This window comes from Psychrobacter sp. Arc9 (assembly GCF_041431295.1).
In the GTDB taxonomy this organism is placed as follows: Bacteria; Pseudomonadota; Gammaproteobacteria; order Pseudomonadales; family Moraxellaceae; genus Psychrobacter.
This window is the reverse complement of the sequence record NZ_JASMRK010000003.1, coordinates 152,106-177,755: the sequence shown is the minus strand read 5'-3', so window position 1 is coordinate 177,755 and position 25,650 is coordinate 152,106. Positions and strand designations below refer to the sequence as shown.

General features: G+C 41.7%; 22 protein-coding genes. 14 read left to right on the top strand and 8 right to left on the bottom strand.

All coding sequences use genetic code 11. The features are described 5' to 3' along the window. Positions 1-97: 97 nt before the first annotated feature. A complete protein-coding gene (locus QO187_RS03000) occupies positions 98-793 on the top strand; it encodes a YoaK family protein (protein WP_371547130.1) in 696 nt (231 codons plus the stop codon). A 93-nt stretch (positions 794-886) separates the two neighbouring features. Here the strand turns inward: QO187_RS03000 and QO187_RS02995 are convergent, their stop codons facing one another. Then, positions 887-1,039, bottom strand: a complete 153-nt coding sequence (locus tag QO187_RS02995; protein ID WP_166739249.1) for a hypothetical protein — start codon at positions 1,037-1,039, stop codon at positions 887-889. Between the two features lie 409 nt (positions 1,040-1,448). Here QO187_RS02995 and QO187_RS02990 point away from each other — a divergent pair, with 409 nt between their 5' ends. The 6 genes from QO187_RS02990 to QO187_RS02965 all read left to right on the top strand — a co-directional run bounded on the left by QO187_RS02990 (position 1,449) and on the right by QO187_RS02965 (position 10,363). Next, positions 1,449-2,870 (top strand): DASS family sodium-coupled anion symporter, encoded by a 1,422-nt coding sequence (locus QO187_RS02990; protein ID WP_371547125.1) that lies wholly within the window; start codon positions 1,449-1,451, stop codon positions 2,868-2,870. A gap of 158 nt (positions 2,871-3,028) precedes the next feature. Beyond that, the gene (locus QO187_RS02985; RefSeq protein ID WP_371547123.1) at positions 3,029-4,027 is read left to right on the top strand and encodes an alpha/beta fold hydrolase; all 999 of its coding nucleotides are present in this window, start codon (positions 3,029-3,031) and stop codon (positions 4,025-4,027) included. Beyond that, positions 4,020-4,814 (top strand): metallophosphoesterase, encoded by a 795-nt coding sequence (locus QO187_RS02980; RefSeq protein WP_371547120.1) that lies wholly within the window; start codon positions 4,020-4,022, stop codon positions 4,812-4,814. The genes QO187_RS02985 and QO187_RS02980 overlap by 8 nt, the downstream gene beginning before the upstream one ends. A gap of 85 nt (positions 4,815-4,899) precedes the next feature. After that, the gene (locus QO187_RS02975) at positions 4,900-5,490 is read left to right on the top strand and encodes a DUF1543 domain-containing protein (protein WP_102091714.1); all 591 of its coding nucleotides are present in this window, start codon (positions 4,900-4,902) and stop codon (positions 5,488-5,490) included. Between the two features lie 159 nt (positions 5,491-5,649). Further along, entirely contained in the window at positions 5,650-9,882 is a 4,233-nt protein-coding gene (gene hrpA, locus QO187_RS02970) for an ATP-dependent RNA helicase HrpA (protein ID WP_371547117.1), read from the top strand. Positions 9,883-9,922: 40 nt separating this feature from the next. Continuing rightward, positions 9,923-10,363, top strand: coding sequence for a hypothetical protein (locus QO187_RS02965; RefSeq protein ID WP_238052937.1), 441 nt, complete (start codon positions 9,923-9,925; stop codon positions 10,361-10,363). Between the two features lie 98 nt (positions 10,364-10,461). Here the strand turns inward: QO187_RS02965 and QO187_RS02960 are convergent, their stop codons facing one another. Together QO187_RS02960 and QO187_RS02955 are read right to left on the bottom strand one after the other, a co-directional pair. Beyond that, on the bottom strand, positions 10,462-10,791 hold the full coding sequence (locus QO187_RS02960; protein WP_371547114.1) for a hypothetical protein: 330 nt from the start codon (positions 10,789-10,791) through the stop codon (positions 10,462-10,464). A gap of 262 nt (positions 10,792-11,053) precedes the next feature. Next, complete coding sequence (locus QO187_RS02955) at positions 11,054-11,905, bottom strand: AraC family transcriptional regulator N-terminal domain-containing protein (RefSeq protein WP_371547112.1); 852 nt, start codon at positions 11,903-11,905, stop codon at positions 11,054-11,056. A 166-nt stretch (positions 11,906-12,071) separates the two neighbouring features. Here QO187_RS02955 and QO187_RS02950 point away from each other — a divergent pair, with 166 nt between their 5' ends. Continuing rightward, positions 12,072-12,485: an organic hydroperoxide resistance protein gene (locus QO187_RS02950; protein ID WP_101204365.1), complete on the top strand. Its 414-nt coding sequence runs from the start codon at positions 12,072-12,074 to the stop codon at positions 12,483-12,485. A 171-nt stretch (positions 12,486-12,656) separates the two neighbouring features. On the opposite strand, the gene QO187_RS02945 is transcribed toward QO187_RS02950, so the two are convergent. Next, positions 12,657-13,574, bottom strand: a complete 918-nt coding sequence (locus QO187_RS02945; protein WP_371547109.1) for a DMT family transporter — start codon at positions 13,572-13,574, stop codon at positions 12,657-12,659. Between the two features lie 320 nt (positions 13,575-13,894). Here QO187_RS02945 and QO187_RS02940 point away from each other — a divergent pair, with 320 nt between their 5' ends. Next, entirely contained in the window at positions 13,895-14,578 is a 684-nt protein-coding gene (locus QO187_RS02940) for a DUF421 domain-containing protein (RefSeq protein WP_102093025.1), read from the top strand. 131 nt (positions 14,579-14,709) lie between these two features. Here QO187_RS02940 and creD read toward each other — a convergent pair whose 3' ends face one another. The 4 genes from creD to pnuC all read right to left on the bottom strand — a co-directional run bounded on the left by creD (position 14,710) and on the right by pnuC (position 18,370). Next, positions 14,710-16,320, bottom strand: a complete 1,611-nt coding sequence (gene creD / locus QO187_RS02935; protein ID WP_102093026.1) for a cell envelope integrity protein CreD — start codon at positions 16,318-16,320, stop codon at positions 14,710-14,712. A gap of 159 nt (positions 16,321-16,479) precedes the next feature. Continuing rightward, the gene (locus QO187_RS02930) at positions 16,480-17,004 is read right to left on the bottom strand and encodes a TIGR00645 family protein (protein ID WP_102093027.1); all 525 of its coding nucleotides are present in this window, start codon (positions 17,002-17,004) and stop codon (positions 16,480-16,482) included. Positions 17,005-17,100: 96 nt separating this feature from the next. Further along, positions 17,101-17,688: an AAA family ATPase gene (locus tag QO187_RS02925; protein WP_228153160.1), complete on the bottom strand. Its 588-nt coding sequence runs from the start codon at positions 17,686-17,688 to the stop codon at positions 17,101-17,103. Then, positions 17,660-18,370, bottom strand: coding sequence for a nicotinamide riboside transporter PnuC (gene pnuC / locus QO187_RS02920; RefSeq protein WP_102093029.1), 711 nt, complete (start codon positions 18,368-18,370; stop codon positions 17,660-17,662). The genes QO187_RS02925 and pnuC overlap by 29 nt, the downstream gene beginning before the upstream one ends. Before the next feature lie 296 nt (positions 18,371-18,666). On the opposite strand from pnuC, the gene QO187_RS02915 reads away from it, so the two are divergent. The 5 genes from QO187_RS02915 to dnaX form a co-directional block, all read left to right on the top strand. Continuing rightward, positions 18,667-19,812, top strand: a complete 1,146-nt coding sequence (locus tag QO187_RS02915) for a beta-ketoacyl-ACP synthase III (RefSeq protein ID WP_057760302.1) — start codon at positions 18,667-18,669, stop codon at positions 19,810-19,812. Positions 19,813-20,046: 234 nt separating this feature from the next. Then, the gene (gene prfA / locus QO187_RS02910; RefSeq protein ID WP_057760300.1) at positions 20,047-21,138 is read left to right on the top strand and encodes a peptide chain release factor 1; all 1,092 of its coding nucleotides are present in this window, start codon (positions 20,047-20,049) and stop codon (positions 21,136-21,138) included. Between the two features lie 130 nt (positions 21,139-21,268). Then, positions 21,269-22,807 carry a lysine--tRNA ligase gene (gene lysS / locus QO187_RS02905; RefSeq protein ID WP_102090341.1) on the top strand — a complete coding sequence of 513 codons (1,539 nt, stop codon included), beginning with the start codon at positions 21,269-21,271 and terminating at the stop codon, positions 22,805-22,807. A gap of 115 nt (positions 22,808-22,922) precedes the next feature. After that, positions 22,923-24,185, top strand: a complete 1,263-nt coding sequence (locus tag QO187_RS02900) for a hypothetical protein (RefSeq protein WP_102093030.1) — start codon at positions 22,923-22,925, stop codon at positions 24,183-24,185. Positions 24,186-24,254: 69 nt separating this feature from the next. After that, positions 24,255-25,650 (top strand): DNA polymerase III subunit gamma/tau (gene dnaX / locus QO187_RS02895; RefSeq protein ID WP_371547100.1); only part of this gene is annotated, 1,396 nt, incomplete at its 3' end.

The following is a 25,650-nucleotide window of genomic DNA, read 5'->3' as shown; positions in this document are numbered from 1 at the left end:
GATAATAGAAAAGACAGCCAAATGGCTGTCTTTTCTAGTTATACTATGAGTCTTTTTGGCTACGTGCTTTTTGGCTGCGTGCCTTTGGACGAGGGATATGATAACCAAGTTACCAAAGTGGATACTATGGGGCGGGGCAGTATTGGCATTTAGTGCTGGTTGCGTGAATACGACGGCGTTAATGGGGTTTGCCAATTTATCAGTGTCGCACGTCACGGGCAATGTGAGTTTGTTTGCAGCGGCAATCGCTCATTCAGACGCGCGTAGTATTTTATATATTGGTACCTTGTTGCTGTCCTTTTTGGCAGGGGCTATACTAAGCGGCTTTGTCATTGGACAGACATCATTGAAACTCGGTCGTCGTTATGGACGAGCGCTATATCTAGAAGCAGCACTACTGTTGGTTAGCTATTGGTTGTATCAGCAGCATGATTACTTAGGGCAATTAGCAGCAGCAATGGCATGTGGACTGCAAAATGCGATGGTCGCAACTTATAGTGGGGCGGTCATTCGTACCACCCACTTGACAGGGCTGACCTCAGACATGGGGGCGGCAATTGGTAATTGGCTTGCTGGTCGTTCTATTAGTAAGCCAACCTTAGGGTTTCAAGCCATTATCTGGTATTGTTTCTGCGGTGGTAGCGCAGTAGGCGCTTTCTTGTTTGCAAAAGTCAGCTATGATGCTTTGTTTGTTCCCATCGCCATTGTATCGACAGCAGCATTTGTATACAACTATGTCTCAGATCATCTGCCAGAGGTGAGAGAACCAAAACAAGATAGGCGCTTATCATAGTGATAAACGCCTATCGTGCCTATTATTAACTGTATTGGTTTTTGCATGTTTATTTAGGTGTAGAATAGCGAGCTATCAAAACATGCTTTGGTCTTATTCTTTATGATCTTCGTGCTCATGCATCCCTTGCATCATATCGAGCATAGAGTCGTCAGTACGTTGTTGATCTTCTTTGGCTAGGCCATCTTGATTGATGTCTTTTGGTGCCATTTTGGTCGTTGAGTCTGTTTTATTTGAGTCTGTCATAAAGTACTCCAGTATTTTTATTTACCTCTTAATAGAGATGTTTTAATTAAATCTTTATTTGTTGACGCTCGTATTTAGTAGCGCTTGTCTTTTATTTAACTTACCTAGTATGCAGTGTGACCATAGTCTTGTACATATACAGAGTACACTTGTTTAGTGACTATGTGTAACTGATGCTGCACTTAACGATGCAACTAATAATGAAGCCAGTTACATGGCTAATGACGAAGTTTACGAATTACTAGCATAAGTTGTAAAAAGACGAGTTTCGAATTATATATTTTAAGTGATATTTGTAGATAATTAGATTTACCTCAGTGGTCATGTGTATTATCAAAATACACTAACCGACAATTTATTTTTTATTTTTAGGTTTCTTACACCGTCTTTGATTCAATAAGGACATTCTATGTCAGAGCAAAAGCTAGATAGCCATCTTCCTAATGATGGTAATGAATATTTATTTACTGATACCTTCCCAAAAGGTACAGGAAAAGGGTTAATTGTGGTCGCTATTGCCGCGATTATTGCGTTGATTATTTATAATGTGTTGCCGTTCGATATCAATGCTAATAAAGGTCTCGCAGTCATGTTTTTCATTGGGGTGCTTTGGCTTACAGAAGCTGTGCACGTCACCATAACAGCGCTACTTGTCGTAGTAATCGGTGCCTTGGTTGGCATACCAGACTTCGATGCTGAAATCGGTCTGCAAAGCTTTGCCAATCCTACTATTTATCTATTCTTTGGTGGTTTTGCCTTGGCAGCAGCATTGCATGTGCAGCAGCTAGACAAAAAAATCGCACTAAAGATTCTATCGATGTCTGGTGGCAAACTGAGTACAGCAGTATTTTTGATATTTGGTGTGACGGCATTTTTATCGATGTGGATATCGAATACCGCTACGGCTGCGATGATGCTCCCATTGGCACTCGGTATCTTGACGCAAGTCGATCGTGAAAAAGACCGCGGTACGTTTGTCTTTGTACTATTAGGTATTGCTTATTCAGCAAGTCTGGGTGGTTTGGGTACGATTGTTGGTTCGCCGCCAAACGCTATTGCAGCAAAGGCGCTCGATATTGCCTTTGTAGACTGGATGAAGTTTGGTATTCCAATGATGCTGGTACTGTTACCATTATTGTTGGGTGCGATGTATGTGTTCCTAAAGCCGAACCTAAATCGTACCATTGTCCTTGTTGACGATGCGCCGATTGCTTGGAACAAGCCACGCATCGTCACTATCATCGTCTTTATCGTTACGGCATTGAGCTGGATATTTTCCAAAAAGATCGGAGCAGCTTTAGATATCACGGACACTGATGCTATCGTTGCACTATCAGCAGCAGCTGCGGTAGTGAGCTTAGGATTGGTATCTTGGAAGCAAGTATCAGACAATACGGATTGGGGTGTGCTCATGTTGTTTGGTGGTGGTATTGCGCTATCGACAATTTTGAAAGTATCTGGGGCGTCTTTGGTACTAGGGGAAACCGTAGCAACTGCGCTGTCTTCTGCACCACTTATTATCGTTATGATGGCAGTCTCAGCATTTATTATTTTCTTGACAGAATTTGCTTCCAATACTGCCTCGGCAGCATTGTTAGTACCTGTATTTGCCGCTATTGCAGAACAGATGGGTTTGCCACATGAGGTGCTCGTATTGGTCATCGGTATTGGTGCATCGTGTGCGTTTATGTTGCCAGTTGCCACACCGCCAAATGCTATTGTGTTTGGTACAGGTTTGATCAAGCAAACAGAAATGATTCGTACAGGTATCATATTAAACATCATTGCTACTATCGTTATCGGGCTATGGGCGTACTTTTTCTTGATATAATCAAGTAGTCATTAAAATCCTAGTCATATCTGCTTAGTATAAATGAAACCCCAATGTTCAAGACAAATTGAACGTTGGGGTTTTTTATCGCTTATCATACGAGCTAGCGGTATAGAATGTTTATTATTAACGTCATCTTATTAAATGGATTTGATCACATGACACAGTACTTATTAAAAGCGACTGTTCTGATATTACTAGGCGCAATTGCTGTGGTAATAGTATTTATAGCAAAATATTGGGCACCTGATCGTACCGTCGCTGAGTTAACACAATGGCAACTACCCAACAGCGAATTTATAGACATACAAGGTATGCAGGTGCATGTAGTGCAGTCAGCTAATTGTCATACACACCGTGGCGATGCAGCCGAAAAAAACCGACCCGAAACAATCGTTTTATTGCATGGTACATCGGCAAGTTTGCATACATGGGAAGGTTGGACTAAGGCGCTGTCTGATCAATACTGTGTCGTGAGCATGGATTTGCCAGGGTTTGGTTTGACAGGTCCTTATGTGGACGAGAGCACGCAATATAGTAGCGAAAATTATGCGGCGTTTGTCATTGAAGTACTTAATCATTTGAAGCTGGACCGTGTCACGCTAGCTGGTAATTCATTAGGAGGTAAGGTAGCGTGGCGCACCGCCGCTTTGTATCCTGAGCGTGTCAACCGATTGATATTGGTAGACTCAGTTGGTTATCCAGCAACCCCAAAACATGTTCCTATTGGTTTTAAACTTGCTAAATATCCAATGATGTCACCAATTTTAAATCGTATCCTACCCAGAAGTGTTGTTGAGAAAAGCGTTTTAAGTGTGTATGCAGACAATAGCAAAGTAAACGATGCCTTAGTTAATAGATACTATGAATTGACCCTACGTAAAGGTAATCGGCAGGCTTTGAGTCGTCGCCTAAATGAAACTGATGATGAGAGCGATCAAGCTCAAATAAAGCAGCTAGACATGCCGACTTTGATCTTATGGGGTGCAAAAGATGATCTTATTCCTGTAGGAAATGCCGCGTTATTTCATAGAGATATACGTAATAGTCAGCTTAAAATATTTGATAACTTAGGTCATGTACCGCACGAAGAAGATCCGTTAGCAACCGTTGACGTTGTAAAGCAGTTTTTAATTAGTGAGTCAGGAAATGGATAACTTAGAAAAGAAACAGATAACAACCATCGCTGCGATTTCAGATATTCATAGTAATATCTACGCTCTTGAAGCTGTGCTTGCCGATATAAGATATCGAGATGTTGATCAGATTGTCAATCTTGGTGATATTTTATACGGGCCAATAGCACCTCATGCTACCTATGAGCTATTAATGGCAAATCGAGATGATATTATTACCATTAGAGGCAATCAGGATAGGCAGATTTATGAAGCCACTACGGCAGAAATTGCTAATAATCCAACCATGGGTTTTATTATCAAAGATCTCTCTAAAAAAGCGATTGAATGGATGCGGTCTTTGCCATTTTATTTTCATGTCAGTGAGGATGTATACCTCTGCCATGGTTCGCCGACCGATGACATGATATATTTACTAGAGGATATCGAAACGGGTCAACCAATAGTGCGTAATGATGCGACTATATTGGCGTTACTTGATGGTATTGATAATGATGTTATCTTATGTGGTCATACACACATCCCGCGTACAGTAGTACTGTCGTCAGGACAAACTATTGTGAATAGTGGTAGCGTTGGCTATCCAGCTTACGAAGACGATTTGCCTATTATTCATAAGATGCAAACTTATTCGCCTCATGCTAATTATGCTCTTATCAAATGTATTGAGACTCAACAAGGTAAACATTGGCAAACTGAGCATGTCAGGGTCGCTTATGACCATGAAGCAGCAGCAAATATGGCTCTAAGAAACGGACGTGAAGATTGGGCATTTGCATTGAAGACGGGTAGAGTGTTTCCAGTATGACAGTACTTAAAAACGTTCTATCCTAGCAATGACAGCATTACCTTTAGATTAACTATGGGTTTTTATTTAATAGAGATTACGTAAAATGCTAACACTATATATGGTTCAATTGGGCGGCCGTCCTAAAGGCCGTCTGATTGAGCAACACGATATTTTCTTTGGTGCAGCCAGTCAAGTGAGTGACTTGATAGGAGATATCAATGAACATTGGCCTGAGGTAAAAAATAAATGGCATATTGATTCGTATCGAGCGATTGCCAAAGTGGGTAGTTATGCCATTAAGTTAATTGAACCAAGTCAGCAATTAAAGGCTGCTGCTGACTTAAAGTTATTCTTTATCAATCTAGGTGGCTATCAGCAGGACAGTTTTGAAGAATTCCATTATAAGCTACTCATCGTTGCACCTAACCAAGCTGACGCGATCAAACAAGCAAAAAAAAGTGATTTTTATAAGCAATCTACTTTTAAAGATAAAACGTCACCTTTCAATGCAGCTTCTCATATTGATGATAAGTTTGCAGTAGATATAGATGACATATATAACGTAAATGATCTTATCTCCAATGTTCAGCTTTCGATTGAGCCTATTAGTGATACAGATGAGCTGAATGCTAAAGAAGACAAAGAGTACGTCGGCTATCTAAGCATCAAGAATTTAAAGAAATTGGCGCTATAATAGATTTATCTAAATTTCATAAAAGTAACTCAATACACGCTTGATTAAATAAACCTAATGGACAGCTTACGAGAGCAATCAGGACTCGACTAACTTGAATCATACCCCAATTACCCCCATAATCTAACCAATTCTACATAATAAATAGCCTAAGCAAATATGCCCAATACTTCTAAGCCCAATATTCCTGAAAACAGCGATTCAGATACATCTACTGTAAATGAAACTCAAGATACTAAGAAGCCAGCAGTACCACTGGCGGATCTACCAGTACTTGCCAAGGATAGCTATTACTTAAGCCGTCTTGAACGTGAGCTGGCACGTGCTGCTGTGCCTAAGAATAAAAAATCTAATCATGATTCTGAGCAAGAAAAGAAGCTAGATGATGTACTCGCTAAAAAACGTGCTCAGTACGAGAAAATAAAAATGCGTTCTCAAAAAGCTGTGCAGGCACGTATCAATAGTATTCCAAGTGATTTACCTGCCAAGCTAAATCTGGATCTGCCTGTTAGCCAACGCGCAGAAGACTTAGTACAAGCGATTATCGATAATCAAGTTATTATCGTTGCTGGTGAGACGGGTTCTGGTAAAACGACGCAGTTGCCTAAGCTTGCAATGCTAGCAGGGCGCGGTATTACAGGGCAGATAGGGCATACACAGCCGAGACGATTGGCTGCTCGTAGTGTGGCAAACCGTATCGCAGAAGAGCTGGGTGAGCCATTAGGTAATACGGTCAGTTTTAAGATTCGCTTTAATGAGCAAGGGACAGCGCAATCTATTGTAAAGCTCATGACGGACGGTATTCTGCTCGCTGAGTTGGGTCATGATCGGTTTTTGAGTAAGTACGATACGATTATTATCGATGAGGCGCATGAGCGTAGCTTAAATATCGATTTTATTATGGGTTATCTCAAAAAGATGCTGCCCAAGCGCCCAGATTTAAAAGTCATTATTACGTCAGCTACCCTCGATACTAAGCGCTTTAGTGAATACTTCAGCCGTTATGACAATAAGCTCAAACGGCAAGTTCCTGCGCCTATTTTTAATGTAGAAGGGCGTAGCTTTCCAGTAGAAGTCCGTTATCGTCCGTTGACAGATGAGCCAGTGAACAGCTCAGAAGATGACAGCTACGATGATTTTGAAGAGAACCTGCCGCGCGCTGTGGTTGCTGCGGTCGAAGAGTGCTTTAGCGACGCGCAGAGTAAAGGTCACGCCGATCAGGCTGATATTTTGATATTTGCTGCAACTGAAGCTGAGATTCGTGAGACGCAGGAAGTGCTTGAGCGTCATGGCCCTCGCCATACAGAAGTACTGCCATTGTTTGCACGGCAGACTTATGAAGAGCAGCAGCGTATCTTTCAACCATCGGGTCGAGGTCGCCGTATTGTTATCGCGACCAACGTTGCTGAGACCGCATTAACCGTACCGGGTATTCGTTATGTTATTGACTTGGGTTTTGCGCGGATTTCGCGTTACTCATATCGCTCACGCGTACAGCGTTTACCGATTGAAGCAATTTCACAAGCAGCTGCCAATCAGCGTAAAGGTCGCTGTGGGCGTGTTGCTCCAGGTGTTTGTATTCGTCTTTATAGTGAAGAAGATTTTAGTGGCCGCCCTGAGTTTACTGAGCCTGAGATTTTACGTACTAACTTAGCGTCAGTAATCCTGCAAATGGCCAATCTACGTCTAGGTAGTGTGGATGACTTTGAATTCATTGAGCCGCCTGATAGCCGATTGGTTACTGATGGTCATAAACTGCTAGATGAATTGGGCGCTATTACTTCTAAGAAAGACATTGCTGCTCAAGACAAAGCTAACAAGCCAAAAGCGAGAAAAGGGCTTGATCACCTACGTTTGACAGCGACTGGTCAGAAAATGGCACGTATGCCAATCGATCCAAGGCTGGCACGTATGCTGGTGGCTGGTTCTGATTTTGATTGTATTCGTGAAATGCTGATCGTTGTGGCCGCGCTTGCTGTACAGGATCCACGCGAGCGTCCTGCCAATAAACGTACACAAGCGGATCAAAAGCATGCGGTCTTCCGTCAAGACGACTCTGACTTTTTGTTTTATCTGAGCCTATGGAAGGCGCTGTTTGAAAAAGATGAAGACGGCAATAAACTGTCTGGTAATCAGCGTAAGCAGTTTGCTAAGAAAAACTATTTAAGCTTCCCACGTGTACGTGAATGGCATCAGACACACCGTCAATTGGTACAAATGGTCACTGAGCTGAAATTAACTGATGTCAATGAATCAAAAGCTGCTGATAAAAATGTGGCTGTCAATGATCCGACAGCGATCGAAGATGAAGAGCTAAAAGCGGTCAAATATGCCAATCTGCATAGAGCGTTATTGACGGGTTTGTTGTCTATCATCGCGCATAAGACTGAAAGCCGCGGTGAGTATTTGGCTGCGCGTCAGCAAAAGGCCAAGATATTCCCAGCCAGTACGGTGTTTAAACAAATACCCCCTTGGGTGATGGCGTTTGAAATGGTGGAGACTTCACAAGTCTTTATGCGTACTGTTGCCAAAATCGAACCAGAATGGATTATTTCAGCGGCAGGTGACTTGCTGAAATATCACTATTTCGAACCACATTGGTCCAAGAAAACAGGACGCGTCAAAGCTTACGCACAGATTAGTTTGTTTGGGCTGATTATTATTAGTAAGCAGCTGACTAACTATGAGCAAGTTAATTTAGTTGAATCACGAGAGATCTTTATCCGTGATGGCTTAGTGACGGGCAACTTTGGTCGCAATGCACCATTTTTACAACATAACATGGATAAGATTGCTCATGTTGAGCGTATCGAAGACAAGCTGCGTCGCCGCGATTTATTGGTAGATGAAGAGACGCTGTATCAGTTCTATGATAAGAAAATTCCTGAGCACGTTGCCAGTCGCAAAGCGTTTGAAGATTGGCGTGCAGAAGTGGAGAAACATGATGCCAAGCATCTATTCTTTACTGATGAAGACGTACTTAATAGCCAAGCGCCGACCACAGGGGACTTCCCAGAAGTGTGGAAGCTGGGCGATCTAAAGCTGCCACTCCGCTATATCTTTGATCCAGCCAGCGATGATGATGGTGTGACCATACGTGTACCGCTTGCCGCATTACCGCAGCTCGACGCTATTGAGCTACTGTGGGGCGTGCCCGGTTGGCGCTATGAATTGGTATTGCAGCTGCTCAAGTCGCTACCAAAAGAGATACGTCGTCAAATCGTACCGATACCCAATACCGCAGACAGTTTGTTTGATGAGTTGCAGCCAAAGGGTGGACAAGGATTGCTGAAGCAGCTGTGTCAGGCATTGCATCGTCGCGGCATTATGTCGGTGACGCCAGAGAACTTCAATCCATCTACGATTGATCGCTATTTGCAGCCACAAATCTGCGTGGTCGATGAGAAAAACCGTATCATCGAAAAAGGCCGTGACCTGCAAACTCTACAGATTCGTCATGCATCTGAAACCAGTCAAGCGGTAAATGAGCAGCAAGGCGTGCATACTGAGTTCCCTGAGCATTTTGCTTTTAGCAAAAATCATCATAGCGCAGGTGTGGTGATGAAACAGTTTGCAGCGCTTGTCGCTGATGAAGCGGGAGAAGCTGTATCGATTCATCAATACACTGATGTCAATGCAGCACTTCAAGCACATCGCATCGGGGTGCTGACTTTAATCAAAGGAAAACTTGGTGCAAAGAAAAAGCAGTTAACGAGCCAAATCGACAGTATATTTAAACTGGCATTTGCGCCACTTGGCGACATGGATAAACTCAAAACGATCGTTATAGATGCTGCGTTAGACGCGGCTCTCGAAGAGCACTACGTCTTATTTGATCATGCTGAAAATTTACCAGAAAGCGCCGATGATATTGCAGTCGGATTGAGCGAAGAGCTACCGTTTACCTCTGAAGAGTATGCCCAGACTCTCGAAGTGGTAGTGAATAACTTTTTATTAACTGGTCAAAGCGTTATCAAAACGCTTAAGAATGTTTATACTCGTTGGCAACGTATTCGCCAAGGACTACTGATGCTAGATCGCGAGATATTTGGTGAGTCTATCGATGATATCGAAGATCAGCTAGAAGACTTACATTTGGCTGATTTTGTCTATCGGATGGACTATAGCCACTGGCAACAGTACCCACGCTATCTTGAAGCGCTACAGATTCGACTAGAGCGTCTGGAGCATAACCTCGACGCTGACCTTGATGGCGTCTACGCGCTTGACTTGCATATGGAGCGGCTAGCAGGACGTGCGGACAAAGAAGCCATCAGTGAGTATCGTTGGATGGTGGAGGAATATCGTATCCAATTGTTTGCCCAGCCTATGAAAACTCGTATGGCAGTGTCGCCCAAGCGTCTAAGCAAAATGTGGGACAAGGTGAGTTAGAAGGTTGTATATAATTCTCTTTAATTGTGAGGTTTATAAAATGTTTCTAACTATAATTGCAGGTGTCACAATTTTTGTCATAGGTCAGTTTACTTTAAAGTTGATTTTAGAACCCATAGTAGGGTTAAAAGAAATACTTGGAGAAGTTTCATCTCTATTCCTTCGAGAACAATCTGGCTTTATAAATGATAATGTCAACAAGGATGTACAAAACGAAGTTATAAGATTATCTTCAATGATTTTGGCAAAGAAACAAGCTATTTTACTTTATAGTGTTTTTGCAAAAATATTGAGAATGCCAAGCGAATCAAATCTTATTGAAGGTTGCCGTAGTTTGAATTTGATTTCTTATCTCGTTATAAAAAACTCTTCAGACACATTACAGAGAAAGTCTCATACACGGGAAATATATGAGGAAATGAAGTTAGTAAGTAAGCATTTAAAAATCCATATTACATATAGTGAGCGGATTGAGACGTGATATAAAAGATCTTATCAGGTATTTGTTTAGAACTTTAATGCACAAATAGAAAGTTTAAGTTAGCAAGCACTAATCTAGCCTTTCTATTTGTATAATATCTAATGGCTAATCTTTTCTGTCAGTACACCCATGCTATAAAGTACATAGGCAATCACGGTTAATGCGACGATAAATGGAGTAAGCATCCAAATCGCAATATTGATTAAAAGTGATGGTAGCAATCCATTGAACAATTCAATATCTGGTGCGAAAAAATCGGTCATGACATCGACGGCACGCTTAGCAATAGGGAATAGCAAGGTGCTAAAAGCTAACATATAAATGTACTTGCTAAAGCCAGGGTCACTCATGACTACCATAAAGTAGAACACTGTAAAAAACGTGATGCCAAGTGCCCAGCATTTGAGAGTGTAGCTTAAACGAATCATGTTATCTCCTCCCTAAGCTTTCTATTGATCGCTTTACATCGATCGTACGCAGAGTAAAGCTGCTCCTATACATTCATTATTTTAAATATACACAATATGTTATAATACGAATATATAGTCACGTCAACCAATTTTTCTATTTATTTAAAATACTCCGCAAATTATTCAACTTAAAAATGATATTTTTTAAGGAATGCTTTCGTAAATATAATAGTAAATAGCCTAAGCAAAAAATTTTTTTTATTAAAAAATAAAATTATAACTACAACTCACTACTCGGGCTCACACCAAAAAATCGCTTATATTCTCGGCTGAACTGACTAGGGCTTTCGTAGCCTACTTGCATTGCTACTTGTGATATTTGCGTCCCATGCATCTTAATTAAGCGCCTAGCTTCCATTAAACGTAAGCTTTTTTGATACTGTAGCGGACTCAGCTGGGTTATTTCTTTAAAGTGCTGATGAAACCCTGAGACACTCATGCCGCATCTACTAGCCAAGCTCTCAACCATGATAGGTTCATCCAGATGTGCCTTTATCCAGTCAGTCGCTTGGGCAATGCGGTGTGTATGGCTACCGCTAACGACCAATTGCTTAAGTTTGTTGCCTTGTTCAGCCAAGAGTAGGCGATAGTATATTTCTTGTTGAATTAAAGAAGACAGAAAATTAATATCGTTTGGATAATCAAGCAAGCGTATCAATCGCTCAAATGCGTCCATTATGGTGTCATCTAAGTGCCACTTTATCCCTAAATGACTACCTGTCATTGGTTGTGTCGTGGGTATTTGTGATAAGACGTCTCTAATCATAGCTAAATCTAATTTCATTGATAAAACAATGACAGGGTTTTTTATCGAAGCGTGTTTAATATGCATACTTAGCGGTATATTAACGGGACAGAACATCAAGTTACTATTGTCAAACCTTTGACAGTCAGCACCCAAGTAAATCTCTCGTTCACCTTGCAGTACAATACAAATACTTGGCTCTTGAATATAGCTTACGGCTTTGCTTGGTTTGTCCGCGCAGTAAAAGAACAAACCTGAAACAGCAGATTCGATGGTTTTATTTCTAGGTAGTACTGCTAAAAGTTGGTCAATAGTCGTTTGATTCATCACGAGTGCTTATTTTATAGAGTTGCCTGATAGTATAAATATTTGTAGGATTAGGCAAGAGTTATAGAGGTTTGTTCTAACGTATAAATGCAGAGGATTCTATAATAATCTCATCGCAACAGCGTAAGTACGACCTCTAATAATATGAAACAAGGAATAATTACTCATGAAAATATTTTATAAAACGCGTGCAACCGCTACTGGTGGACGTTCTGGCCATACTGGATTAGACGATGGTTCTTTAGGATTTGACTTGGTATCTTTTCAAGAGCAAGACAAAGAAGGCGTGAATCCAGAACAGCTTTTTGCCATGGGTTACGCGGCTTGTTTTGATAGCGCTTTGAGCATGACTGCACAGCACATGAAATTGCCTGTTACCGCTTCAAAAACCTCTGCGCAAGTAGGTATCGGTATGAAAGCTGACGGTAGCTACAACCTAGAGATAGAGCTGTCTGTAGAAGTATCAGGTATTGATGAAGCGCAGGCGCAGCAGTTGATCGAAGCTACGCATCAGGTGTGCCCGTATTCTAATGCTACTCGCGGCAATGTCGATACTCGTCTAGAAGTTACTGTTGCTTAAATGCTGTTGTTCAACGACTGTTGACCGTAGACTAGCAATATTAAAATAATAACTCGAATATAAAACGCCTCGATTTATAAGAGTCGGGGCGTTTTATGTTGTCTGGTAGAATCATAAGCTGGAACTTTTTCTGAGCAGTTTAGCTAATGATAGGTTGTTAATAGCATTATTTTATACCGTTACTTTTTTATTTAAGGTAAACACCAAGACCGCACCCAAAATGACCGTACTTGCGATAATAAAGGGCATAGTTAACTGCTCAGATAAAAATATCACACCTAGCAACGCAGCAATCACAGGGACACATAGCTGAACGATAGCGGCTTGTGTGTTTTTCAATAGTGGCATCGCTGTATACCAGATACTATAGCCCAACCCTGAGGCGATCGCTCCGGATGCACAGGCGAGTAGTACACCTTCAATGGTAATACCATCCAAATTGATATTTTTCAAACCTAAGTCATCTAGATACGTCATACCTACCAGTAGTAGTATAGGCACAGCGACTAAACTACGCACAAAATTAAACCCTGTCGCTCGCAGCGGTGAGACACATGATTTGCCGCGTATACTATATACTCCCCAAGCTATGCCGCTCATAGCCATTAACGCTGCAGCCAATGGTGACGGTATGGCAGCGGATGGCAACATCAGATATACAAACCCCGCCACTGCAACGACAAACGCTAACCATTGTAGCGCGCTGAGCTGTTCTTTTTTATAGATACCCCAGCCAATCATCGTCAGCTGAACCGCTGAAAACAAAATCAATGCCCCAGTGCTAGTATCCAGCTCTACATACGCAATTGAAAAGCACAGCGCATAAATCACCAAGCTGAGACTACTTAACCAACTGCCTTTGTCATTTAATATAGCGTGGACAGTAGATTCGTCATGATTAGACGTTTGGCGTCGCAGTCTGTAAGCATGTATAGCCATGATAATGCCTAGACAGGCCGTCGCACTCACTAGCCTGATGATGGTAAAGCTCCAAGCGTCGATATAGCCTTCTGCCAATGCCATTCGGCAAAACAGAGAGTTTGCGGCAAAGGCGATTAACGCAATAATGGTATAAATCGTGGCTTTCAAAAGTAATTCCTACAATGAATAAATGGCACAAAACAGGCAAACATAGGATTTTAGTTTTAGGTCTTAAGATACGCTGTTATAACGAACGTTTATTCTTAGCAAAGATAATAGATTTATAACTGATTAATCTAATCTATAGCCATTTCACAAGACAGGATATTTTGTCGTACTTATGGCAAAAAGTCTCTTTTAAATCAGAATAACGATAGTTGTATTGACGATAAGGTCTAAAAATAGGGATGATGTGCTTCGCGTCAAATGAACTATTAGAACAACACTCATGAAACACAATAATTAGATAAATAAATAGGAAAGATAGTATGAATTGGGCAAGTATTTTTATTCATGACACAACTTGGTGGTTTGCCGTAGAAATTTTAATACGTGTCACTGTAATGTTTGTATTAATTATCACATTTTTGCGATTCACTGGTAAGCGCGGCGTTCGTCAGCTTTCTATTTTTGAGTTAACCATCATTTTATCGTTAGGCTCTATCGCAGGTGATCCCATGTTCACCGAAGACCTGCCCATCATTCAAGCGGTATTAATCATGGGTACTGTCATTTCGCTCTATAGGCTTTGTACTTGGGCGATGATGAAATTTCAGCCTTTTGAAGACCTGCTAGAGGGGCGCTCAATGTATATTGTAGAAGATGGCATGCTGGTGCTTGATAAAATCAAAAAAGGTGAAATGTCACACGATGAGTTTTTTGCTGAAATGCGCCAACAAGGGGTTGAGCATTTAGGTCAAGTGCGTACTGGTTTGCTCGAAGCTGATGGCAATTTTAGTATTTTATTGCACACCTCTGAAAAAACAGACTACGGGATGCCGCTTTTCCCCAAGCAATACCGACCGGTCGAGCAAGTAGAAGCAGGTGTTTATTATGCTTGTATGTATTGCGGTTACGTTGATGAAATCTCTGACCCCAATCAGTGTTGCCCGCGCTGCGAGGATAATTGCAATAATTGGGCTAAAGCGTTAAACAATCATATCGTCAAATAATATGACTACTTGGCTGCCTTAGCTCAGTTAATAAGCTAAGGCAGCCAATTTTTTTCAAATTATCAGATAAAAACCTCTCATTTACTGACAGTTTGTCTGACTTTCTTTATACAGCGCATGGCTCTCATCATTTATGTCACTTTGTACCAGTCAAGTTTGCGAGTCATCACCATCACGCAGGCAAGTATCACAAAGCAGAATATCGCACCCAGTAATAGATTGAGATCTTCTGTACTTAAAATACCGAAAAACGCAGCATATAGCCCAGCAAGTGTCGCGGTAAAGATTACTGCCCGTTTTAAACCGCCAAATACATAATAGCTATACCAGCCAATAAGCCCAACACAAGCACTGGCCGCTACCATATAGGCTTGCCAAAATGCGATTTGTTCTGCAAGTGGTAGTAATAAGACATAAAAGACAAATAGTGCGCAGCCGACGAGCAGATACTGAATAGGGTGAATACGACTTGATTTGAGCACTTCAAATAAAAAGAAAGTGCCAAACGATACCAACATTAATAACAAGGCGTACTTCATGGCTCTTTCAGTTTGTAGATAGACATCGTTGGGGCTTGCAAAACTAACGCCAAAGCTGTTTAGCAGAACACTTTGATTACTACCAGCTACTGCTGTACTGTCTGTCGTCAGACCTCTTGATGCCTCAAGCGAATCAGGATTGTACGAATGACTATCGATATTGAGCGTTGATTCACTTATGACAGTACATTGATGGTTAGGCACGCTGAGACATTGAGAGAGGTACTGATTATTTGCAACGGTTAAATACTGATTTTGCCAACTGGCATCGAATCCTTTATTCATAATGTTCTTAGTGTTTGGTAATGCTTTACCGATAAAGTTTGGTGTCTGCCAGTCACTGTGCATAGATAGAGTAAAGTTCTGCCCAGTTGGGACAGTCGTTAAATCGCTAATGCCAGCTAACGGCAAGTCGATCACAATATTGAGTGCTTGATTGTCTTTAAGGTTGGGTAACTGGCTACTTACCCCTGATTTATCTAAATTTGTATCCTTTGAGCCTGCGACAACACGAGGTTCTTTATTCTGCTGGCTAGTAGGATTGATTAATTGCTCCAATACGTCTTCAGGAATATCTACTTCGACATAGCTTAAGTTCTCTATCATTGGTATCTGCGGATAGTTTGCTGCAATCGACTTTTGATTAATTGTGACAGTAGGCAGGGTGGCGACACCGCGCAAATCAGACACAGGAATGATAAGTTTTGCCTTGTTCCAGTGGGTAATGGTTTTGGCTAGCTGTGTCTTATCTGTATCATTGTCAATTGTAGTGCCAATCTGATCTAAATTTTCTAAAGTCTCAGCAAAGGTATAACTCTGATCGAATGTCAGCTGACCATCATAGCTAGTAGCGCTATAAATACCGCGTTTATAAGTGTCTGTGTTCACTTTTAGGTCTTGTGCAGCTTGCGTCTGAGAGGCAAAAATCGTCTCAATTTTCGAGTATGACGGTTCGCATTTGCTCTTTATATTTGGTGTATCAGATGCATTTGACTGACATGCCGGTGTGACTGTCGTGGGAATAGCGATAAATGGATTAATCACTTCTTGTGGATTGACATGCTGCTGTGTGATTTCTTTTATCACTGATTCTGCGTAGTATTGCCTCTCGTATATGATATCGCTAATCATAGTGAGCCCGATTGAAAAGACAATACAAAGTCCTACAATGATGGATAACTTAGTCAATAATGTTTTTTGCATGTTGTCGCCTCCTAAGTGCCTTTAATCCACAGCTGCCGAAATAGCAGACCGTGGTTTTAAAAGACATCATAGAGAGGGCATAACGAGAAGATGTGCAGGAAATATGGAAAAACAGTGAAAGGGCGAAAGTTGATATTTTCGGATAACTACTTTCAAGTGTTAATGCTTTTTTGTATCGCCAACGACTTTATCCATAATAGCGAATAACAAGCCAGACAATACAAAGGTCATATGAATAATAACCTTCCACATGAGTTTGTCGGCATCAAGTTCACTCATTCCGCTAGAGATATCCATAAAGGATTTCAAAAGGTCAATTGCCGAGATAGCGACGATCGCTCCGATGACTTTGAGCTTTAGACCCGAAAAGTCCACTTTGCCCATCCAGCTAGGACGATCATCATGGGTGCCAGTATCGATTTTTGAGACAAAAATCTCATAGCCACTGAATATAATGATAAGCAGTAAACTGGCAACTAGAGAGATATCAACCAATACCAATATATCTACAATCACACTGGCTTCAGAAGCCGTCAGAATGTCAGCAAACATGTGCCATAGTTTTTGGACAAACTTAATAAATAATAAAATAATGCCTAGCACTAATCCTAGATAAAAAGGCGCCAGTATCCAGCGGCTATTAAATATGGTTTTTTCTAAATAAAGCTCAAACTTCTTTAGCATGGGTATCTCTTAGGTTTCAAATACAAAAAAGTTTTAAAGACAAGAACGTCTTAAAGACACAAATATGAATAATTTTTTGGGTATAGCTATTTAGCTTTAGTCAGGCGATATATTATCTATATTAGCGAGCTGCGCTACTACTTGCTGAACGCGCGCTTTTCTATCGCCACTAATGCGTTGAAATGGTTTTTGATGCTTGCTTAATTGACTGGCGAAATAGTCGCTTATCTCATCGCGTTGGTGTGGACTGTCTCGCAGGTCATCAGCCACCCATGGCGTATCAACCTCAGTCAATAATATCAAATCATAGTGATGCGCCAACGCTGCTTGCTCAAGGGTCGTAGGGCAGTCGCCATAATACCAATAAGAATAAACCATCAGCTCAAACAAACTGGTATCGCAAAACAAATAATGACTGGCATTAGACGACTGAGCGACTTGTTTGGCTAAGGTATTCTCTAGTGTAACCTGCCCCTGTGCGATAGGGAGCAGATCTTCCCACGTACAAGTCAGCTGCTCATCATCCCACTTTGCCTGTAAGTAGGTGCGCATGTATTCTGACACCCAAGGAGTATCAAAATGCTCGGCCAAATCACGACATAAGGTCGTCTTACCCGTACTTTCTGCCCCTAAAACCGCGACGTTGATGACAGATTTAGGCGTATGCTGCTCGAGGTTGTACACGGTAGCGTCGTTGCCATTCATAGTATGCCCAGATTGCGATAAGAGTGAAGACTACATATTGTAGCGCGGTAAAAGTAAAACCTTTATAGAAGTATAGTGGTACCGATATCGCATCAGCGATGATCCAGAGTATCCAATGCTCGATTTTGCGCCGTGCCATGAGCCACATTGCCATCAAAAATAAAGCAGTAGTGAGCATGTCAGTATAATCGACCCAAGTAAATAGATGGATTCCAAGTACCGCACCATCGAAACTGAAGCCATTATTAATCACTGGACGGAAGTAATAAACCAATCCTACAAAAGCTATCGTTCCTGCTGCCAAAGCAGATAGTATCGGGATGTCACCTGCATGCAAATGCTCAATACGGACATTATTGGCATTTGACTGCTTGTGCTCAACAGACTGGTTTTTCTTATTCTTTGACCAGTTAATCCAGCCATACAAGCTCATCACGGTATAGTAAGCATTGATGAACATATCGCCAAACAGCTGCCACTTCCACAGTAGGTACACAAATATAGCAGTGCTGACCAGACCGATAGGGAAGACTAAAATATTGGTTTTGCTGGCGAGTAAGACACTTGCTACGCCGAAGACAACGGCAATCAGTTCAAGAATGATGAATATTGTAGAGTAGTCAGCGTATTGACCAAATAACCAGTTGAGAAGTTCTGCCATTAGTATTCCTAAATATGAGCGCGTATCAATATTCTGAATAATCAAGATAGTTCGATGAATAGTACAGACCAAAATGATGCTAATTATAACGTAGCTATCGAAAAAGGACGGCAGTCTTTGCTAATTTATGGCAAGAAACAGATTATTTGTAACAAAGTATTAGAAAAATTATAATATTCAGGCATAATAAACACACTGATTTTAAGTTTACAGTTATTCACTGAATTTGAATGGCTATTATTTTTCCACTTTTATGCTTATTCCAAGCACCACAGTAGTAGACAAGGAAGCTTATCATGACGACTTGTATCACAGGCACTGGTCTTTATATCCCACCTTACAGCATTAGTAACGAAGAGCTAGTTGAGTCATTTAACCAGTATGTTGAAAACTATAATACCGAACATGCTGAAGAGATAGCTGCAGAGACAGTGACGGCACTTGAGCCTTCTTCAGCTGCTTTCATCGAAAAAGTATCTGGTATCAAATCACGTTATGTGATGGAAAAAGAAGGTATCTTAAATACTGAAATCATGGCGCCAGTTATCCCTTACCGCAACTTGGGCGAAGAGTTGTCAGTCATGGCCGAAATGGGTGCAGCAGCACTGAGAGACGCTTTGGCTGATGCTGGACTTGAGGCCAACGACTTAGATGGTATCATCCTTGCTTGCTCAAACTTCCAACGTACTTATCCTGCGGTTGCTATCGAAATCCAAAACGAAATTGGTATGATTGGCGGCTTTGCTTATGATATGAACGTTGCGTGTAGTGCGGCGACGTTTGGTCTGTCACAAGCACATGGTTCTATCATCTCTGGTTTGGCCAAGCGTATTGCTGTGGTCAACGTTGAGATTACCTCAGCGCATCTAAACTGGCGCAACCGTGACAGCCACTTTATCTTCGGTGATGTAGCGACTGCTTCTATCGTTGAAGAATTAGATACGCCAAAAGGTTATGAGATTCTAAACTCTAAGCTATTTACTCAGTTTTCGACCAACATTAAAAACGAATATGGCTTTATGGATCGCTCAGAGTATCTAGCAGCACAGACTGAAATGTATCCAGATATCAAAGCACCGGTCACTGACAAGCTGTTTTTGCAAAACGGTCGTAAAGTATTCCGTGAAGTCTGTCCGAAAGTGTCAGAGATTATCACTGAGCACTTGCAAGAAAACGACATCCCAACATCTGATGTTAAGATGATGTGGTTGCATCAAGCCAATGCCAATATGTTGGATTTGATTCTACGTACCGTGGTTGGTAAAGATGCCGATAAATCGATTGCTCCGAGTGTTATTGCTGAATTTGCCAATACTAGCTCAGCGAGTCCTATGATTGTATTCCATCGCCACAAAGATGACTTAGTATCAGGCGATCTGGGCGTTATTTGCTCATTTGGTGCAGGTTACTCTATTGGATCGGTCTTAGTTCGCAAGGTCTAATACTTTGACTACTTGTTTTGATAAAAATAGCTAAGAATATTCTTAGCTATTTTTTTGTCTGTTGTTTTTGCTATTGAAATTAAGCTGTGACATCTAAATATAAACAGAGATGTTGGAGAAGATAACATCGAGATTACCGACAATATCAACAAGAATGATTAGAGGTTTTAATTTACCCCAAAAAATTTGCTATAATCACGAGCTTATTCCTCTTATCTAATTAAAAGTCCTTTTATGAAAGAATCCTTACGCCTGCGTTTAGACCAGATGGTAGACCGTTATGAAGAGGTCACCGCTTTATTATCAGATCCTAGTGTCATTAGTGATAATAATAAGTTCCGTGAATTGTCTGTTGAGCACAGCGACTTGATGGAGATCACGACGCTGTGGCAAAACTACGTGGGTGCAGAAACGGATCAGGCTGATGCAGAAGCGATGCTAGCCGATGCAACAGATCCTGACATGAAAGAGATGATGATCGATGAGATTGAGAGTGCGCGTGATACCATCGTAGAGATGGAAGAAGCGCTTAATCTGATGATGCTACCAAAAGATCCTAACGATAAAGTACCAGCATTTTTAGAGATTCGTGCAGGGACAGGTGGCGATGAAGCAGCGATTTTCTCTGGTGACTTGTTCCGTATGTACCAAAAATACGCGCAGAGCCAAGGCTGGACACTAGAAGTGCTCTCTGCAAATGAAGGTGAGCATGGCGGTTATAAAGAAATCATCACTCGTGTATCTGGCAATAGTGTATATGGTCGTCTAAAGTTTGAATCAGGCGCTCACCGCGTACAGCGTGTCCCTGAAACCGAGAGCCAAGGTCGTGTGCATACGTCAGCTTGTACGGTTGCGGTCATGCCGGAAGTTGAGATTGATGATACCGTCGATATCAATCCTGCTGATATCAAAATGGATACTTTCCGCTCAAGCGGCGCTGGTGGTCAGCACGTGAACACGACTGACTCTGCCGTACGTTTGACACACATTCCGACAGGTACCGTGGTAGAGTGTCAGCAAGAGCGTAGCCAACACAAAAACCGTGCGCATGCTATGAAAATGCTGGTCTCTAAAATTCAACAAGCCAAAGTGCAAGCACAGGTCGATGTGGCGGACTCTATACGTCGTGACTTGGTCGGTAGTGGCGATCGCTCTGAGCGTATCCGTACCTATAATTTTCCACAAGGTCGTATGACCGATCACCGTATCAACCTTACCTTATACAAGCTTGATTCCATTATGGAAGGCGACTTGGACGAGATTCTTGATGCACTACTGCGTGAGCATCAGGCTGATTTGATGGCCAGTATCGGTGGCAATGACTAGTAGCTAGTCTTTAAGAGTACCAGTAGTTTTATCGTTTTTATCACCATGTCTGTTCTTATAATAATAAGTATTGATTTAATTTTTCTGTTTTCGTTTATCCATTTAATTACCTAAAAATATTGAGAGTGTTATGTCAAAGCACAATAATCAGAACCAAGATCAAACCCCAGTCGTAGAAGATGCTAACGAGCTAATCGCACAACTGCAAGCCAAGCTAGATGATATCAGTGCTTCAGGTAAACAGCCGTATCCTAATACGTTCAAACGCACTGATTATGCGCAAGACTTACAGACGGCTTTTGATGGTGTCTCAAAGCAGGAAATTGAAGAAAAAGCAGCGAATGGTGAAAAAACACAGGTCAACGTGGCAGGTCGAGTCATGCTTAACCGTGGTTCGTTTATCGTGATCCAAGACATGACAGGCCGTATTCAGTTATATGTAGCACGTAAAGAGCTTGATGAGGAAACGCGTGCGAGCATCAAATCACTAGATTTGGGTGACATCGTTGGTGTATCAGGCTATATCGGTCGCTCAGGTAAAGGCGATTTGTATGTGCATATTGAAGAAATTACGCTACTGACCAAATCACTACGTCCAATGCCAAACAAGTTCCATGGTTTGGCTGATGTCGAAGCGCGCTATCGTAATCGTCATCTTGATTTGATGACCAATGAGACGACTCGCAATACCTTTATGGTTCGTAGTCAGATCGTTAGTGGTATTCGTCAATTTATGCTTAATGAACGTTTTATGGAAGTTGAAACGCCAATGATGCATCCGATACCAGGCGGCGCAGTAGCTCGTCCGTTTGAGACACATCATAATGCATTAGACATGCCTTTATATCTACGTATCGCGCCTGAGCTTTATCTTAAGCGTCTGGTCGTTGGCGGGTTCGAGCGCGTATTTGAGATTAACCGTAGTTTCCGTAATGAAGGGGTTTCAACCCGTCATAACCCAGAATTTACCATGATTGAGTTCTATCAAGCCTACGCTGATTATCATGACCTGATGGATTTGACTGAGCGTCTGTTTAATCAGTTAGCAATAGATGTGTTGGGTACAACAGAGCTGACTTATCAAGAGGAAGCCATTAGCCTAAAAGCACCATTTGCTCGTCTATCAATGTCTGATGCGATTGCAAAATATGCTGAAAACTTTGACATGACACGTATCAATGATCGTGAATACCTAGCAGAATATGCATCTACGACACTTAAGCAACAAGTCAAAGATGTGTTCGGTGTGGGTAAACTACAAACGATTATCTTTGAAGAAACGGCTGAGCATCAATTACGTCAGCCAACGTTCATCACTGAGTACCCAGCTGAGACCTCGCCACTAGCGCGTCGTAGTGATGACAATCCTGAGATTACCGATCGCTTTGAGCTGTTCGTTGGTGGTCGTGAGTTGGCTAATGGCTTCAGTGAGCTTAATGACCCAGCAGACCAAGCCGAGCGTTTCCGTGGTCAGGTTGCTGAAAAAGACGCGGGCGATGATGAAGCTATGCATTTCGATGAAGAGTATATCGAAGCATTGTCTTATGGTTTGCCACCGACAGCCGGTGAGGGTATTGGTATTGACCGTCTAGTAATGCTATTTACCGACTCTGCTAGTATCCGTGATGTGATCTTGTTCCCGCATATGCGCCGCAAACAAGATAGCTAAGGTGGATTTGCTTGCTATAAATCCAAACTGATACTTAACTCAGCATAAAAAGCTTTTGCTCATTTTCACAGAATGGGTATCAGCTTTTTTGTGAAATATCGTTTATAGAGGTATTATGGATATTCAGCAAGCATCACATGCGCCATGGCAAAAAATGATTCAGCAATGTTTTTTATCATTGTATGAGTTGCCTGATGACAAAATCACTGACTCTGATCATTTTCAGGGTCATGATTTTGTTTTTGAGTTTTCTGGCGCTACTATTTATCTGCTCGTCAATACGGTTGTGATGCAAGCGAATAGACAAGAAGTGGATAATCCTAGAGTTCGTGAGTGGAGAAAAGAAGTTGTTAACCAACTCATCAAACGCCACGCTCAGATTTATCAAAAAAACGATAGCCTAGTTGTAGATAGAAGTGCCGCGACAACTGATAAAGCAGTTTATTTTATTGGCTTGACGTCATTGTCTATTAATCATCAAGACGATCAGTCGGGCCATTCATCTTATGCAGTTGGCTACGAATATGGCAGTCGGTTTTTTGCAGAGGATTGTGTTTTAGACTTAGATGATGAGCAAAATATCTTACAAGTCTTTAGTCATCAAAACTTCGTTGATATCCTCAATCAGTTGGTTACTCCAAGTGATTTGACAACCTTTTTAGACTTCCATCGTCGTCAACTATCTAGCTTTGCATCATTTCAAAACGAATCGACATTGCTTAAACAGTTTCTACAATCACCTGACTTTCACCAAAGAGCGATTAGGGTACAAGAACAGCTAATTGATAACGAGTTAATTGAGCAAGTTGAATTACGCTTACTTAAAGCAGTAGAGCCGAATCAGACCGTGTATGCCGATGCCTTAATGGCTGAGATGCAAAAAAATACTGGAATGTGGTTCAAGCTATTCAACAGTGTGCTTGAGCGTTATTATGAAGCGGGTAGACCTTTACCAAATAAGCAGATTGATATTTTGGTAGATGAGTCAATGTATACCTATGCATGTCTAGTAGAAAAAATCTTAGCTTATAGAACCATGGATCAAGACTCGCGCTGGAATGGTTATGTCCGTCATGAGCATTCTTATCATGTATTTGGACGCCATTATCTCATGGTGTTTTATGCGCAAGACGATAGCAGTTCGCTAAGCGCAGAGAATGTTCGGCTCTCTTATAAAGATTTATTGTCAGATATCAATGTCCAGTTACAAGAGCCAGTAATGGATGATTTGTTTTTACTGGGCGTAGAGTTTAGGCCATGCGAAAACAGTGTAAATACTGAGGTTTATCTGGATATATTTCATCAAGCAGGCTCATTGATTGATGAAAGCACTCAACGCTTATATGACCGTTTGGCTCAACTTCAAGCTCAGTTATAACCTAAACATAGTACGATTCACTAACCCGACGCTTCCTTTATATTTGTATTATTTACATTGGCATTTCTTATGACGCAGCAATATCAAGTTTTAGCTCGCAAATACCGACCAAAAAACTTTCACGAGCTGATTGGGCAGACGCATGTGTCTCAAGCGCTAATTAATGCGATTGATTATAATCGTTTGCATCATGCCTATCTGTTTACAGGTACGCGCGGTGTGGGTAAGACAACGATTGCGCGTATTTTATCTAAATGCTTGAACTGTGATACTGGTATTACTAGTACTCCTTGCGGTGTATGTGATAACTGCGTTGCTATTGATCAGGGGCGTTTCATTGATCTTATCGAGATTGATGCCGCATCTCGTACCAAGGTCGAAGACACGCGTGAGCTATTAGACAATGTGCCTTATGCGCCAAGCCAAGGGCGTTATAAGGTCTATCTGATTGATGAAGTACATATGCTGTCTACGCACAGCTTTAACGCGCTATTAAAAACGTTAGAAGAGCCACCTGAACATGTGAAGTTTTTATTAGCGACGACTGATCCACAAAAGCTACCAATTACGATTATTTCGCGCTGCTTGCAGTTTGTACTGCGACCATTACCTCAAACGTTACTTAGCGAGCACTTGGCAAATATCTTGACCAAAGAGCAGGTAGGCTATACTCAGCCAGCCATTTGGCAGTTGGCAAGTGCAGCCAAGGGTTCTGTACGTGATGCGCTATCATTGACCGATCAAGCCATTGCTTTTGGTCAAGGCGCACTGGATGATGCGACTGTCAACGCAATGCTTGGCCTCATTGATGCCGCTGACTTAGTGCGTCTAATCACAGATATTTATAATCATGATAAGTCGGCGGTTGCTGCTCATATTGAACAAATGCGCGCGCAAATGGTCGATGCGACTAGTATGTTTGATGGGCTCGCTGAGCTGTTACATCAGTTGGCATTGACCCAACTGTTGCCTGAGGTGGCTCTCAATGTCAATGAGGCGCAAGCAAAAGATATTTATACGCTAGCTCAGCATATTAGCCCTGATGTCCTGCAGCTGTATTATGAGATTGTTGTACAAGCCCGTGAAGGTGTTAAGTTGGCAAGTACACCGATGCAAGCGCTTGAGATGTGCATTTTGCGTTTACTGGCGTTTCGTCCATTACCAGTCGATGAAGTCTTGAGCAATACTTATGATAGTGATGGGTCTGCTACCAAAGTACCAGCTATAGAACCAGTATCTTCTACATCAGCTCCAGATGCTGTTGCACATGAAGCGTCAGCACCGCCGCCAGAGCTTTATAATGCTGATTATCAGACACCAAGTCACGATGAGCTGCAAAGCGGTATTGATTATAATGACAATTTAGCACAGTCAATGACTAGTGCTATGCCTGAACCAGTTGTTGAGCCTGAACCAGTTGTTGAGCCTGAACCAGTTGTTGAGCCTGAACCAGTTGTTGAGCCTG